Here is a 13,112-nt window from a genome sequence, read left to right on the forward strand (position 1 = left end):
CGGCGGGCGCCGGCGTCAGGGCGGGTCGGCGGTCGCCGCCGCCTGGACCGTGCGGCTGCGGCGGATCCGCTCGCAGACCAGCGCGGCGGCCACCACGCCGGCGGCGACCAGCAGGGAGAGGGACACGGTCCGGCGCCCGTCGTGCTCGGTGTCGGTCAGCATGTAGCCGAGCACGAACACGATCATCGCCGCCGTCGCCCACGTCAGATACGGGTACAGCCACATCCGCACGACCAGCTTCTCCGGCGTCTCGCGCTGGATGATCTTCCGCATCCGCAGCTGCGAGAAGCAGATCACCAGCCAGACGAACAGGGCGACCGCGCCGGAGGAGTTGACGAGGAAGAGGAAGACCGTGTCGGGGAATCTGTAGTTGAAGAAGACGGCCACGAAGCCGAAGACGACGGACGCGAGGATCGCCGTCTGCGGCACGCCGCGGGACGTGGTCCGCGCGAAGGCCCGGGGCGCGTCGCCCCGCTCACCGAGCGAGAACGCCATCCGGGAGGCCGTGTAGAGCCCGGAGTTCAGGCAGGACAGCACCGATGTCAGCACGATGAAGTTCATGATCTGGCCGGCGTGCGCGATGCCGAGGGAGTCGAGGGCGGCGACGTACGAGCCGTTCTCCGTGATCGACGGGTCGTTCCACGGCACCAGCGAGACAACCACGAGGATCGAGCCGAGGTAGAAGACGGCGACCCGCCAGATGACGCTGTTGGTCGCCTGAGTCACGGCCCGCCGCGGGTTCTTGGACTCGCCGGCGGCGAGCGTGACGATCTCGCTGCCCATGAAGGAGAAGACGACGAGGAGCACGCCGGTGAGGACGGCGCTGGGCCCGTTGGGCAGGAAGCCGCCGTGGTCGGTGAGATTGGCCGGCCCGGCCCCGTCGCTGTCGACACCGGGCAGCAGACCGAAGATGGCGAGCCCGCCGACGACGATGAACGCGCTGATCGCCACCACCTTGATGCCGGCGAACCAGAACTCGAACTCGCCGTAGGAGCCGACGGAGACGAGGTTGGTGCCGGTCAGCACGACCATCACGATGAGGGCCCAGGCCCACTGCGGCACGGCGGGGATCCAGCCTTCGAGGATGACGGCGCCCGCGGTGGCCTCCACGGCCAGCACCACCACCCAGAAGAACCAGTACAGCCAGCCGATGGAGAACCCGGCCCAGGTGCCGAGCGCGCGGTCGGCGTGCGCCGAGAACGATCCGGACGTCGGGTTGGCGGCGGACATCTCACCGAGCATCCGCATCACCAGCACGACGAGGACGCCGACGAGGGCGTAGGACAGGAGATGCCCGGGCCCGCGCTGGCGATGGCGGAGCCGGATCCGACGAACAGGCCGGCCCCGATCACGCCGCCGATGGCGATCATCGACAGATGGCGGTGCTTGAGGCCGGCCTGGAGGCCACCCGTGGCGGGTCCCGGTGCCGGAGGGGGAGGAGGAGGGTCGGAGGGGACGTGCACCTTGCTGGGGGATGCGCTCATTCGAATTCCTTGAGATGAGGCGTTCGGCCGGGTCGCCGCCCGGCCGAAGGGGACGGACGAGGCGCACAGGGCGCCGCACCGGGGGAGGCGGGTCGACGGGAGGCGGCGCGGCCGATCAGCATTGTGTGGGACAGCGACCAGGAGCGGCCTGGACGCGAGGCGTAACCATGAACACAAGAAGTTAAGGCTGCGCAATCCCATCCGTATATGTCGCATTTCACAGCGAGGCGGCATTTCGTTTGTCCGAAACGGAAATGCCCGCGCGGCCTCCCGAAAGCGCGGCGATGGGCTGGCGTTGTCGTTGACCTGGCGACGCTGACAACGATCACCAGTGCAGCCTTTGACACCGGCCCTGGCACCTCCCCATCATGCACATGTGAATAGACATTCAGATGAGCCGGTTCAGGCGGACGGCTGCGCGGTCCGCGTCGTCGACGCCGAGCGCGTTCACGCGGTGCGCGCCCGCATGCCTGCCGAGGACGAGCTGGCCGACACCGCGGATGTCTTCGGGCTGATGTCCGACCCCGGGCGGCTGCGGCTGCTGGTCGCCCTGCTGGATGGGGAGCTGTGCGTGTGCGACCTCGCCGCGGTGGCCGGGCTCAGCGAGTCCGCCGCCTCCCACGCCCTGCGGCTGCTGCGGGCCCACCGCGTGGTCACCGCCCGCCGCTCCGGGCGCATGGCCTACTACCGGCTGGCCGACGCCCACGTGCGCATGCTGCTCGACCTGGCCGTCGCCCACACCGGACACACCGAGGCCATCCACCCCGAACGCACCGGAGGCCGCTGATGGGCCACGGACACGGCCACGCGCATGGTCATGGGCACGGGGTGACCTCCGCCACCGGCCGTCACCGCCGGCGCCTGGCGGTCTCCCTCGCCCTCATCGCCGGCTTCTTCCTCGTCGAGCTGGCCGCCGGGCTCCTCGCCGGCTCCCTGGCCCTGCTCTCCGACGCCGGGCACATGGCCGCCGACGTCGTCACCCTGGCCGCCGCCCTCGTCGCGACCCGCATCGCCACCCGGCCCGACAGCACGGGGCGGCGCACCTACGGCTCCTACCGCGCCGAGGTCTTCGCCTCCGGCCTCGCGGTGCTGCTGATGCTCGGGGTGGCCGCCTACATCACCGGCCAGGCCATCGGGCGCATCGGCTCCACCCCGGAGGTCGAGACCGGCCCCATGCTGGTGGTCGGCGTTCTCGGCCTCCTCGTCAACCTCGCCGCCCTGCTCCTGCTGCGCGCCGGGGCCGCCGACAGCCTCAGCGTCCGGGGCGCCTACCTGGAGGTGCTCGCCGACACCGCCGGGTCGCTCGGCGTCATCGCCGCCGCCTGGCTGGTCGCCGCCACGGGCCAGCCGCTGTGGGACAGCCTCATCGCCCTGGCCATCGGCGCCTTCGTGGTCGTCCGCGCCCTCGCGCTCGGCCGCCAGGTCCTCGCCGTGCTGGGCCAGCACGCGCCCGACGGGATGAGCGTGGAGGCCGTCGCCGGCGACCTGGCCGCCATCGACGGCGTCGCCGACGTCCACGACCTGCACCTGTGGACGCTGACCTCCGGCATGCCCGTGGCCACCGCCCACCTGGTCACCCACGAGCAAGCCCCCACCCACGCCGTCCTGGACCAGGCGCGCGACGTGCTGCGCCGGCGTCACGGCGTCGCCCACGCCACGCTCCAGGTCGAGCCCGCGGACCACAGCGGCTGCGACGAGCTCGGCTGGTGAGGCCCAGGCGGCCGCTTCCGGATCTTCGCGGCGCGGGCCCGCGTCGTCCGGCGCCCGCAGGCAAGGCGCCGGATCGCGTGATGCGTACTTGGGTACGAAAGCATCCCAGCCGGTCAGCGAGCAGCAGGGCCCTCCCCTCGCGGTCGCGGCGTCCAGTCGGGGCCGCGAAGGCGTTCCCACAGTTCACGCAGTACGCGCAGCTCGTCCGTCAGTGAGGCGACGTGGGTCGTGTTGACGTGTGGCAGTTCGGTCCGGCGGCCAGTGTGGTCGTAGATCGCGACGTACTGACCGGTGTCCACGGGCACGTGTCTCCTGGTGCGTGGCGTAATGGCGTCGACGATCTCGATGGCCTGGATGTCCCGCCACGCGGTCCGGCGGATACCGGACGCCGTGTGCACCTCGATGTGATCAGGGGTGGTGATCGTCGCACTTCGCCGGGAAGCCGCACGCACCAGGAAGTGGCCCAGGATCCCCAGGCCGGGAGCCCCGGCCCCCGGCCCAGCCCCATAGACCGGGAAGTGCGGTTCGTTCGCCATGACACGCCACGGTAGGCCGTGCGTCCCGGGACCCCTCCCGGCCCGGATCTTGCGCCCAGCTCCGGCTGGGCGTCACTTCCTGACGGCACAGCCGGGGCGGGAGGCTTCGCAGGGTCAGCCGCCACCCGCCCCACTCGCGGCGTTGAGCAGGGCGGCCAGCAGCGCCGCCGAGGCGAGGACGAGACCGGCCACGGCCAGTGGCGCGCCGAACCGTCCCGTACGGACCACTGCGCGGTGTAGCAGCGTTCCGGGGTGCCAGCGTCCGCGCGGCCGGGCGTGCACCCCCGTGCTCTGCGGCCGGTTGACCCCCGGGCCAGGCAGCGCCGTTCCCGCCGCCGCGTCCGGTTCCGTAGCGGGGACGGGCTTGCTCGGCGGCGCGGGCAAGCCGATGCGTGGGTCAACCGTCCAGTGGCTCTGTGTCGTCACGCTGAACTGGCTGTGGGACAGGCCGCGTTGTGCGGTGTGGTTGATCGCCCATAGCTCGACCGGGGTCGAGTCGTTGTCCACCCATGCGGACTCGGCCGGGCACGCCATGCACGCCGCGCCGCAGACCGCGTGCGGCGCCTCGGGCGCGCGTTCGGCGGACAGCACCCAGGCAGCGGTTCTCCGGATGGTGTGCATCACTGCCACGCTCCCGCTTCGGCCCGGTACGGGCGCGTGATGTGCTCGCGGTAGGTGAGGTGATCAGGGTTTGCCTTCAGGTGCGCCGCCGCCCAGACGGTGACCTGCCCGGGGTCAGTGTCCGTCGGCCCTGTCACGCCGCACGCGGTGCACTGCATCGTGTACGTCCAGGCTTCCGCCTCGGGCCGCTCGTCGGGCACGATCGCGTCCTCGCGGAAGCGGTACGTCGCGCGGCTCATGACCGGCCCCCGCTCGTCTTGCTGCCCTTGCTCTCCCGGTTCTTCTTGTTGATCTCGTTGACCCGCCTGACCTCCTCGCGCAGCCTCCTTATGGTCGCGCTGTCCTGAGTCCCCTGCTGTCCCCCGGCCGGGGTGGCGGTCTGCTGCTCGGGCATCACGCCACCACCTTCACGCCGTCGACGATGCGCGGGCCGTTTTCGATCCCCACCGACGCCAGCCACAACGACCGGGGCACCCGGTATGGGATGGATGCGAGCAGCATCAAAGACAACAGCACGTCGAAGAGTCGCGCGATAGTGTGATCCATGTCCACCTGCCTCAATCAGGTTGGGCCACGCCCCCGGGCCGAAGCGCATCGGCTGCGGGGGCACCAGGTTCGGTGCGTTGCGCGTGGCGTTTCACGAGCATCAGGGCAGCGGCGCCCTGCGGGAACCGCGAACGGGGAGCCCCGCGAACGGTTTTGGGGAACCCCGCTCTCGACTGCGGCTACGCTTGGGGTTGATCCACTTCTGTCACTGCGAGGTGGCCCATGGGCGAACGAGCGGACCAACGGCGGGGCTACTCGCTGACCATCCCGGATGCGCTGCTGAACAGCGACGCCATGCGGCGAGCTTGCGCCACGCGGAACTTTCAGGAGATCTTCCGCCTGATTAATCGGCGTACCGGGTCCAGTCACGCGGACATGGCAGCCGCTATCGGCAAGATGAGCAGCGCCCGGGTTAGTGACGTAATCCGAGGCGAACGGCGCATCCGAGGACTCGCGGTTATCGAACGCATTGCCGATGGTTTCGGCATTCCCGGCGAAATGCTCGATCTGTCGCCACGGCCATGGGAGAGTTCCCCGGAAAATAGCGCTCGGTCCGAGACTCCGACCTATGCTGGCCCAGGCCATGAAACGGCAAATGTGCCGTCTAACACCCACTTGTCGGCACAGCCAGAGAACGTAACACCAGGCCAGAATTACTTGGATGCGGGTGACCTCGACGAAATGATCCGACGCGAATTCCTGCGACTCATAAGCATAACAGGGGTCTTGATTTCCACAGCGGAGGCCCAAGCTTCCACCGAGGAGATTCAGGAGCTTGCCCGCACTGAGGACATCGCAAGCTTTGGCCGAATGAACTCACACATCTGGCAGGTCTTCTCACTCTCCTCATCCAAGCATGCCGTATACCCGGTAGTCAGAGAACAGCTGAACGAAGTGGTACAGAGCTTGAGTAGGGCAAAAACCCAAGGCGCCCACCGGCAACTCTGTGGCAGCGCAGGTGATCTCTTCCAAATTGCCGGAGAGATCTTCTTCGACAGCAACCGATACACTGACGCCGCCCATTGCTACACGCTGTCTGCAAGCGCGAGCAAAGAGGCTAGCAATTTTGACCTCTGGGCTTGCGCTTTGACGAGACACGCATTCATCGGCATGCATGAGAGGAAATTCAACGAGGTTCCCCCCTTGCTTGACGCTGCGGCGCACGTCGCCAGGCGCGGAGATAATCAGATGTCTACGCGTTATTGGGTTGCCGCCGTACGAGCTGAAGCATTTGCCAGGCTTGGAGACTTTGACGCCTGCATTCGAGCATTGGATGAAGCGGAACAAGTCCGATCGCTCAATGGCACCATCCACAATGGCGGTTGGTTGCGCTTCGACAGTTCGAGGCTGGCAGAGGAGCGCGGCACATGCTACGTCGCGCTTGGCAGACCCGATCTCGCCGAAACAGCGTTGATGGATGCCCTTGAACAGCCACTATCTGCTCGCCGGAGAGGAGGGGTTCTTACAGACCTTGCCGTGCTCGGGATTCAGCGGCGCGACATTGATCAACTGTTGACGTTCGCGCACGCTGCTATTGAACTCGCGCAGCAAACCCACTCGGGATATATCAAACGGAAGATCCAGGGCTTGCAGGGACAATTGTCACCGCTTCTTTCGGATCGCCGCATTTCTCATCTCAGTCAAGAAATCGCCATGCTTGACTCGACCAAGTAACCAATCGAAAGAGGGATTATGGCTGACGAACACGGCCGCATCTTCCGCGAAGCATGGATTGCCGGGGTCAAGAGGCATTACCCGGGAGAACCGAAGTCAGGCTATATTACCCCCTGGGATGAGACCCCTGAGTGGGAACGGCAGGCCGCCGCTGCTGTCTACAGCCAGATTCGGGATTTCATTGCGATCAGCGATGGGAATTCTTCGAAGTTGACCCGTGAGCAGAAGGGTCGATTCGTAGCCATCTGCTGGATTGCGCAGATTCATAAGCATATCGAATCACCAAAGCCAAGCTACGTGGCCGACTGGGAAGATCTCCCTGAGTGGCAGCGCGAAACTGATGCCGACATCTTTGAGGCTATCGAATAGCCGGCGTGAATGTGTCTCGTCGCCAGGGCTTCGGAGAGAACCGGCGAGCGCGGCCAGCCCGGCCTGGCGGGAACACCGGCGCCTGGACGCGCGGGTCCGGGACGCGAGCCAGCCGCGTCAGCGCCGGGACGCCGCCCGCGCCGTCCAAGCCCACGTGCCCGCTGACGGCGGCCAGCAGCACGGCCGTCTCCGGGCCCGCCAGCGCCGCGCGGGTGTGGCCCCGAGGTCGAGCCGGTTCCCGTGTTGCCCGCCGGGCGGTGCCGGACCAGGGTGCCGCCTGCCGCTCGTGACCCGACTTTGCTCAAACTAGTACGCACTTGGCCGGGACTGGATCTGCTTGAGTGCGTCCTTCAGGTCGTCGGGGAGAGCACACCCTGCGGATCGAAACACCAGCTCATAGCCCTGGGAAGCCCCGAATCACGTCCCAGTGATAAAAGTCGGGTCTCAGGGTCCAGGACCGGCGTGGCCCTCAGCGCGGCGAGGGCCGCATAGACCTGCTCCGAGCTGACCGGATGCTCGCTGCTGATACTCACCGCACCAGCATCGCCGGCAGGAGCCTTGACGCCCTCTCACACACTCACACACCGCGATCGAACACGCACTCACCCTGCCGCGGCGTCGTCGGGTAGGCGGGTCAAGCGGATGGCCATGTACGGGCGGCCCGGCAGCTCTACGCGCAAGCTGGTGTTCGCCGTCACGCCGACATGGTCGATCGTCATGGCCCACGTGTCGATCACGTCGATCGCGAACCGCCCGTGGGCGGGCACGCTGATGTTCCGGAATCGTGGGCGGTTGAAGCCGAAGTAGATGAGTTCGTACGCGCCGTGGACTCCGCCGCGGGGGGCGTCCCAATCGGAGGGAAGGGGGTCGAGAACGCCGGTGGGGGACTGACGGATGACGTCGTGCAGGAACGCGATGCGTTCAGGGCTGGTCCCGACCAGCTCGCCGCCCTTGGACCACCACAGCTCCTCGGGGTCGTTGAGGTACGTCTCGCCGTGCTGAACGTACCCGCCGCGGACTGCGCCTTCCCAGCAGCGCCGCACCAGTTCCTCACCCGTGATGTTGCCCCAGCCCTGGTCGATGTCGCCCTCGTACCCGCACTCGTCGACCACCACGGGCTTGCCCCACTGAGTACGCCACGTGTCGGTGTTCTCCGCGGTGCGGTACACATCGACGCGCTGGATGCTGCAATGCGTGATCCATGGCTTGGCGTGGTCGTAGAACGGGCCGCAGTTGTGGATGGAGTGCAGGTGGCCGTACGGGTCCTCCTCGGCCACGATGCCCGCCAGGCGTTCCCAGTCGTCCTCTGTCTTGGTTCCCACCAGGTCGTACTCGTTCGCCATCGACCACCACACGTTCGACAGCGCCGACAGCCGCCGTACCACGTAGCGCGTCAGCCGGTCGTCCGCGGCGGGCCCCAGTGCGGAGAAGCCCCATCGGTCGTAGGGGTGGAAGAGGATGACGTCCGCCTCGATCCCCATGTCCCGCAAGGCTCGTACCTCGTCCTCGAACCGCCGGAAGAACCGGGTGTCGAAGCGGGTCGTGTCCCAGCCGTCCGCAGCGGAGCCGGGAAAGGGATACAGCTCGGGCTCACCTGTGTTGTAGAGGTATGCCTTGGGCAGCAGGCACATTCTCACCTTGGTGAACCGGCTGGCCGCCAGCGTGTGCCGGGTCGCGGCCCGCAGGCGTTCCACCTGGTGCGTCCAGGCGTACGCGGTGGTTCCGAGCGGCAGGTACCGCGTGCCGTCGGCATACGCGAAGTGGTACCGGTCGGCCACCCGCACCGGACCGTGGAGTCCCGGTGCGGCTGGCCCGCTCACGAAGCGGCCGGAGAGGCCATCGAGCGACCGCGCCGTGGACGACGTCACGAAGGTCCAGGGGCCCTCGGCGTCAGGCATGAACCGGATCCGGTACGTTCCCTCCCCGTCGTAGAAGCCGCCGACACGCAGCTCGCGCTGCCCGTCGCTGAACGTCACGCCGAGTTCAACGTCAGTGAACGGGTTACCGTGCGGCGGCCCGTCCATCTCGATCTCGAACACGTCCCACCGCGCGCAGCGCTCGCCGTGGCGTATGCCGGCCGTGCTCTTGTCGTCGCGATCCACGGGGCGCACCTTAGCGGGAAAGGCGGAACGGGCCAAAGAGGGATCCGCGCGACGGACTGGAGGTTCAAGACAACGCCGCGGGGGTGTGGCCCCGAGGTCGAGCCGGTTCCCGTGTTGCCCGCCGGGCGGTGCCGGACCAGGGTGCCGCCTGCCGCTCGTGACCCCTCTCGCGGCTTCTTGCCTACGGTCCCGCGAGAAGGCGAATGGAGCACTCGAACAAGGAGGGCACTGAAGGTGAAACACACCCGCCTGTCCCGTTTCGCGCCTCGGGGGCGTGCGCGGCTGCCGTTGGCGGTCGCCGTCCTCGTCGCGGGCGCGGCGGCGATAGCCGTGCCGGCGACCACCGCGCAGGCCGCCGGCGAGCAGATCACACCCGCCGCCGGCGCGGTCACCGCCAGCACCAGCGACGAGAACACGCCGGCCAACGCCGTCGACGGCGACCTCGGCACCCGGTGGTCGGGCGAGGGCGACGGCGCCTGGCTGCAGCTCGACCTCGGCTCGACCATGACGGTCAGCGAGATCAGGCTCGGCGTGTACGAGGGCACCACCCGTCAGAACGTCTTCGAGCTCCAGTACTGGAACGGATCCGGCTGGGCCACCGCCTACGACGGCGAGAGCAGCGGCACGACGACACAGCTGGAGGCGTTCGAGTTCGAGCCCGTCCAGACCTCGAAGGTCCGCTACCTCGGCCACGGCTACACCGGTGACGGCGAGGGCGACTGGAACAGCCTCACCGAGGTCGAGATCTGGGGCAGCCCCGACGGCGACGGCGGAGGCGGCGGAGGCGGCGGAGGCGGCGGAGGTGGCGGCGGCGACGCCGAGATCCCCGCGGACGTGCTCGACCTGAGCGACTGGAAGGTGACGCTGCCCCTCGGCGACGACGAGGAACCCACCGAGATCTTCCAGCCCGACCTCGGCGAGTTCTCCCACGACCCCTTCTTCACGGTCACCGAGGCCGGGGACGCCGTGCAGTTCCGCTCCCCCGTCAACGGCGTCACCACCGGCGGCTCCAGCTATCCGCGCTCCGAGCTGCGGGAGATGGAGAGCGGCGGCGAGGACGAGATCGAGTGGTCCTCGACCTCCGGCACGCACACCATGACGGTCCGGGAGGCGTTCACCCACCTGCCCGAGGACAAGCCGGAGGTCGTCGGCGCCCAGATCCACGGCGGCGACGACGACGTGACCGCGCTGCGGCTGGAGGGCTCGGAGCTCTGGATCACGGAGGGCGACGAGACCAACCACCACCTGATCACCGACTCCTACGAGCTCGGCACGGTCTTCGAGGTCACGTACGTGGTCAGCGGCGGTGAGATCGAGGTCTACTACAACGGCGAGCTGGAGACGACCCTCGACCACTCCGACTCCTCCAACTACTTCAAGGCCGGCGCCTACACCCAGGCCAACTGCGAGAACTCCTCACCGTGCAGCGAGGACAACTACGGCGAGACGAACATCTACGAGCTGAGCGTCACGCACGGCGACGGCTCCGGTGGCGACGGCGGCGGTGATGGTGATGGTGGCGGTGACGGCGGTGACGGCGGCTCCGACGAGACGCAGGCCGCCGTTCGCTACGACTGGGGCACGCCGCTGCCCATCTCCGACGAGTTCGACTACACCGGCCCGGTCGACCCCGAGAAGTGGGGCGTGCCGAGCGGCGACGTCGGCGGCACGGAGGGCTGCTGGGAAGGCCACAACGACAACGGCCGCCGGTGCGCGAAGAACAGCACCGTCGCCGACGGCCTCCTCACCATGACGGGCGAGGAGAACGGCGACACGGGATGGCTGCGGCAGGAGTACGAAACGCAGTACGGCCGGTGGGAGATCCGTTCCCGCTCGATGAACACCGGCCCCGAGGGCGGGCTCTACCACCCGCTGCACCTGATCTGGCCGACCTCGGACGAGCGCCTGGAGGACGGGGAGTACGACTGGGTCGAGTACACGGACCCCGACGAGCAGTGCCTCGGGGCCTGGATGCACTACCCGCAGAGCCCGTCGGACGAGAAGGAACACCACGAGCGGTGCGGCGTTGACATGACCGAGTGGCACAACTTCGCCTTCGAGTGGACGCCCGAAGGGGTGGTCGGCTACGTCGACGGCGAGGAGTGGTTCCGCATGGCGGACGGCGCGAACGACGAGCGCGGCAACATCCAGGACATGCCCTCGGGGCACCTCAACATCCAGCTCGACAACTTCACCGGAGACGGCGGCCTGCGCCCCGCCGAGTTCCAGGTCGACTGGGTCCGGGTGTACGAGGTCGGCTAGCCCGGCCCGTCCCCTCCCCCTCGTGACGGCCCGCCGGTTCCTTCCGGCGGGCCGTTTCAGCATCTTCGGCGCGGGCGTTCCGCGAGCTCGCCGCCCGGGCCGCGCCGGCCGGTCATCCCGCGTCCGCGCCCGCCGGCCCGGCAGAGCCCGCCGGGTACTCCCGCAGGGGGACGAGGCCGCGGGACCAGGCCGACATGACGGGCTCCAGGACACGCCAGGACGCCTCGGCCTCGTCGCCGCGCACGGACAGGGCCGCGTTGCCGAGAAGCACGTCGAGCAGCAGGCGGCCGTAGGCGGGGAGTTCGGGCGGGGGCTTGCGGGCGGTGAGGGTGAGGGGGGCGAGGGCGTTGGCGGCGCCGGAGCCGGCGGTGGTCAGGTCCAGGGCCAGGCTCTCCGGGTCGAGGCCGAAGCGGAGCACGTTGGGCAGGGCCTCGCCGGCGAGGCCGGCGGGCAGGTGGGGGACGGGGCGGAAGCGGACGGCGACCTCCTTGCGGTCGGTCGCGAGGGCCTTGCCGCTGCGGAGGCGGAAGGTCGTTCCCGACCAGCGGGGGCTGTCGAGTTCCAGCTCCACCTCGGCGAAGGTCTCGGTGCGGCGCGCGGGGTCGACGCCCTCCTCGTCGGCGTACGCCGGGACCTGGCGGTCGCCGATCCGGCCGGCGAGGTAGCGGGCGCGGCGGGTGCGGCGCGGGTCGGTGACGGGGCGCACGGAGCGCAGCACGTCGGCCTTGCGGTCGCGCAGGTCGCGCTCGCCGAGGCTGGCCGGGGGCTCCATGGCGACCAGGCACATCAGCTGCATCAGGTGGCTCTGGAGCATGTCCTTGAGGGCCCCGACGCCGTCGTAGTACGCGGCCCGGCCCTCAAGTGTGAGGGACTCGTCCCAGACGATGTCCACCGCCGCGATGTGGGTGCTGTTCCACACCGGCTCCAGGAGGCGGTTCGCGAGGCGGCCGCCGAGGAGGTTCTGAACGGACGTCATCGCCAGGAAGTGGTCGACGCGGAACACCGCCTGTTCCGGCACGAGCCGGGCGAGCAGCCGGTTGAGCCGCATGGCGCTGTCCAGGTCCACGCCGAACGGCTTCTCCAGCACGAGGCGGCTGCCCGGCGGCAGGCCCGCGTCGTGCAGGGCGGTGGCCACGGCGGGGAAGAGGCCCGGGGGGAGGGCGAGGTAGACGGCGACGGGCCCGTCGCCGGCGAGGGTCGCGGCCACCTCGGCGGCGGAGGTGACGTCGGCCCGCCGGTAGCGGGCCGAGGCCGCCACGGCCCTCCCTGCGTCGAGGATGCGAGGGCCAGCCCGGCCGGCCCGGCCGGCCCGGCCGGCGTGGTCGGCACGGTCGGCGTGGTCGGCGTGGTCGGCGTGGTCGGCGTGGTCGGCGTGCCGCTTGATCTGGTCCGCCGCCCACCGCCGGAACCGGTCGTCGTCCCAGTCCGCGCGGTCCACGCACACGAGCCGGAAGGCGTCGCCGAGGTGCCCGGCGGCGCGCAGCGCGGCCAGCCCGGGCAGCAGGTAGCGCGCGCTGAGGTCGCCGGTCGCGCCGAAGATGACGAGCCGATGGATCACCGATGAGCTCCTGCCTGGCCCTGGTGGGGATGACGTCACCGGCCATCATGTCCGTCGCGAAGCGCCGGCGCACGGCGCAGGGGGCGATCTGCTCCGGCTGGCCCAGGGTCTGTCCGGTCAGGGCCGCGATCAGGTCCTCGGGCGGGGTGGTGGAGGGGCGATCGGGCACCTCGCTCGCACCGGCATTCCGGCCTCGCCTCGCGCGCGGTCTGGTGTGGGTGTACGGCATGGGCGCGCGGTGCCGCCGATG

General features: G+C 69.3%; 12 protein-coding genes and 1 pseudogene. 5 read left to right on the forward strand and 8 right to left on the reverse strand.

Going from position 1 to position 13,112, the window contains the following annotated elements:
- Positions 1–15: 15 nt before the first annotated feature.
- Positions 16–1,484: pseudogene (locus ACTWQH_RS20070) on the reverse strand (amino acid permease).
- 376 nt (positions 1,485–1,860) lie between these two features.
- Between ACTWQH_RS20070 and ACTWQH_RS20075 the strand changes: the two are divergent.
- Together ACTWQH_RS20075 and ACTWQH_RS20080 are read left to right on the forward strand one after the other, a co-directional pair.
- Positions 1,861–2,271, forward strand: a complete 411-nt coding sequence (locus ACTWQH_RS20075) for an ArsR/SmtB family transcription factor (protein WP_443288012.1) — start codon at positions 1,861–1,863, stop codon at positions 2,269–2,271.
- Positions 2,272–2,312: 41 nt separating this feature from the next.
- Positions 2,313–3,194: a cation diffusion facilitator family transporter gene (locus ACTWQH_RS20080; RefSeq protein ID WP_443288013.1), complete on the forward strand. Its 882-nt coding sequence runs from the start codon at positions 2,313–2,315 to the stop codon at positions 3,192–3,194.
- A 113-nt stretch (positions 3,195–3,307) separates the two neighbouring features.
- Here the strand turns inward: ACTWQH_RS20080 and ACTWQH_RS20085 are convergent, their stop codons facing one another.
- The 5 genes from ACTWQH_RS20085 to ACTWQH_RS20105 form a co-directional block, all read right to left on the reverse strand.
- Positions 3,308–3,730 (reverse strand): hypothetical protein, encoded by a 423-nt coding sequence (locus ACTWQH_RS20085; RefSeq protein WP_443288014.1) that lies wholly within the window; start codon positions 3,728–3,730, stop codon positions 3,308–3,310.
- Positions 3,731–3,844: 114 nt separating this feature from the next.
- A complete protein-coding gene (locus ACTWQH_RS20090; protein WP_443288015.1) occupies positions 3,845–4,351 on the reverse strand; it encodes a DUF7848 domain-containing protein in 507 nt (168 codons plus the stop codon).
- Positions 4,351–4,590, reverse strand: a complete 240-nt coding sequence (locus tag ACTWQH_RS20095; RefSeq protein ID WP_443288016.1) for a DUF7848 domain-containing protein — start codon at positions 4,588–4,590, stop codon at positions 4,351–4,353. The genes ACTWQH_RS20090 and ACTWQH_RS20095 overlap by 1 nt, the downstream gene beginning before the upstream one ends.
- Positions 4,587–4,745, reverse strand: a complete 159-nt coding sequence (locus ACTWQH_RS20100) for a hypothetical protein (protein WP_443288017.1) — start codon at positions 4,743–4,745, stop codon at positions 4,587–4,589. Before ACTWQH_RS20100 ends, ACTWQH_RS20095 begins: the two co-directional genes overlap by 4 nt.
- Positions 4,745–4,897 (reverse strand): hypothetical protein, encoded by a 153-nt coding sequence (locus ACTWQH_RS20105; RefSeq protein ID WP_443288018.1) that lies wholly within the window; start codon positions 4,895–4,897, stop codon positions 4,745–4,747. The genes ACTWQH_RS20100 and ACTWQH_RS20105 overlap by 1 nt, the downstream gene beginning before the upstream one ends.
- 222 nt (positions 4,898–5,119) lie before the next feature.
- Between ACTWQH_RS20105 and ACTWQH_RS20110 the strand changes: the two genes are divergently transcribed.
- Positions 5,120–6,571, forward strand: coding sequence for a transcriptional regulator (locus tag ACTWQH_RS20110; protein WP_443288019.1), 1,452 nt, complete (start codon positions 5,120–5,122; stop codon positions 6,569–6,571).
- Between the two features lie 18 nt (positions 6,572–6,589).
- Complete coding sequence (locus ACTWQH_RS20115) at positions 6,590–6,940, forward strand: hypothetical protein (RefSeq protein WP_443288020.1); 351 nt, start codon at positions 6,590–6,592, stop codon at positions 6,938–6,940.
- 602 nt (positions 6,941–7,542) lie between these two features.
- Here the strand turns inward: ACTWQH_RS20115 and ACTWQH_RS20120 are convergent.
- The gene (locus tag ACTWQH_RS20120) at positions 7,543–9,042 is read right to left on the reverse strand and encodes a DUF5605 domain-containing protein (protein WP_443288021.1); all 1,500 of its coding nucleotides are present in this window, start codon (positions 9,040–9,042) and stop codon (positions 7,543–7,545) included.
- A 234-nt stretch (positions 9,043–9,276) separates the two neighbouring features.
- On the opposite strand from ACTWQH_RS20120, the gene ACTWQH_RS20125 reads away from it, so the two are divergent.
- Positions 9,277–11,304, forward strand: coding sequence for a polysaccharide lyase family 7 protein (locus ACTWQH_RS20125; protein WP_443288022.1), 2,028 nt, complete (start codon positions 9,277–9,279; stop codon positions 11,302–11,304).
- Positions 11,305–11,416: 112 nt separating this feature from the next.
- Here ACTWQH_RS20125 and ACTWQH_RS20130 read toward each other — a convergent pair whose 3' ends face one another.
- Complete coding sequence (locus ACTWQH_RS20130; RefSeq protein ID WP_443288023.1) at positions 11,417–12,862, reverse strand: glucose-6-phosphate dehydrogenase; 1,446 nt, start codon at positions 12,860–12,862, stop codon at positions 11,417–11,419.
- Between the last annotated feature and the right edge of the window lie 250 nt (positions 12,863–13,112).

The organism is Streptomyces sp. 6N223, from assembly GCF_052246635.1.
GTDB lineage: Bacteria > Actinomycetota > Actinomycetes > Streptomycetales > Streptomycetaceae > Streptomyces.

Excerpts from the sequence above, each read along its gene's own strand:
- ACTWQH_RS20085 (WP_443288014.1), bottom strand. The coding sequence starts at position 3,730 with ATGGCGAACGAACCGCACTTCCCGGTCTATGGGGCTGGGCCGGGGGCC.
- ACTWQH_RS20090 (WP_443288015.1), bottom strand. The coding sequence starts at position 4,351 with ATGCACACCATCCGGAGAACCGCTGCCTGGGTGCTGTCCGCCGAACGC.
- ACTWQH_RS20095 (WP_443288016.1), bottom strand. The coding sequence starts at position 4,590 with ATGAGCCGCGCGACGTACCGCTTCCGCGAGGACGCGATCGTGCCCGAC.
- ACTWQH_RS20100 (WP_443288017.1), bottom strand. The coding sequence starts at position 4,745 with ATGCCCGAGCAGCAGACCGCCACCCCGGCCGGGGGACAGCAGGGGACT.
- ACTWQH_RS20105 (WP_443288018.1), bottom strand. The coding sequence starts at position 4,897 with ATGGATCACACTATCGCGCGACTCTTCGACGTGCTGTTGTCTTTGATG.
- ACTWQH_RS20110 (WP_443288019.1), top strand. The coding sequence starts at position 5,120 with ATGGGCGAACGAGCGGACCAACGGCGGGGCTACTCGCTGACCATCCCG.
- ACTWQH_RS20115 (WP_443288020.1), top strand. The coding sequence starts at position 6,590 with ATGGCTGACGAACACGGCCGCATCTTCCGCGAAGCATGGATTGCCGGG.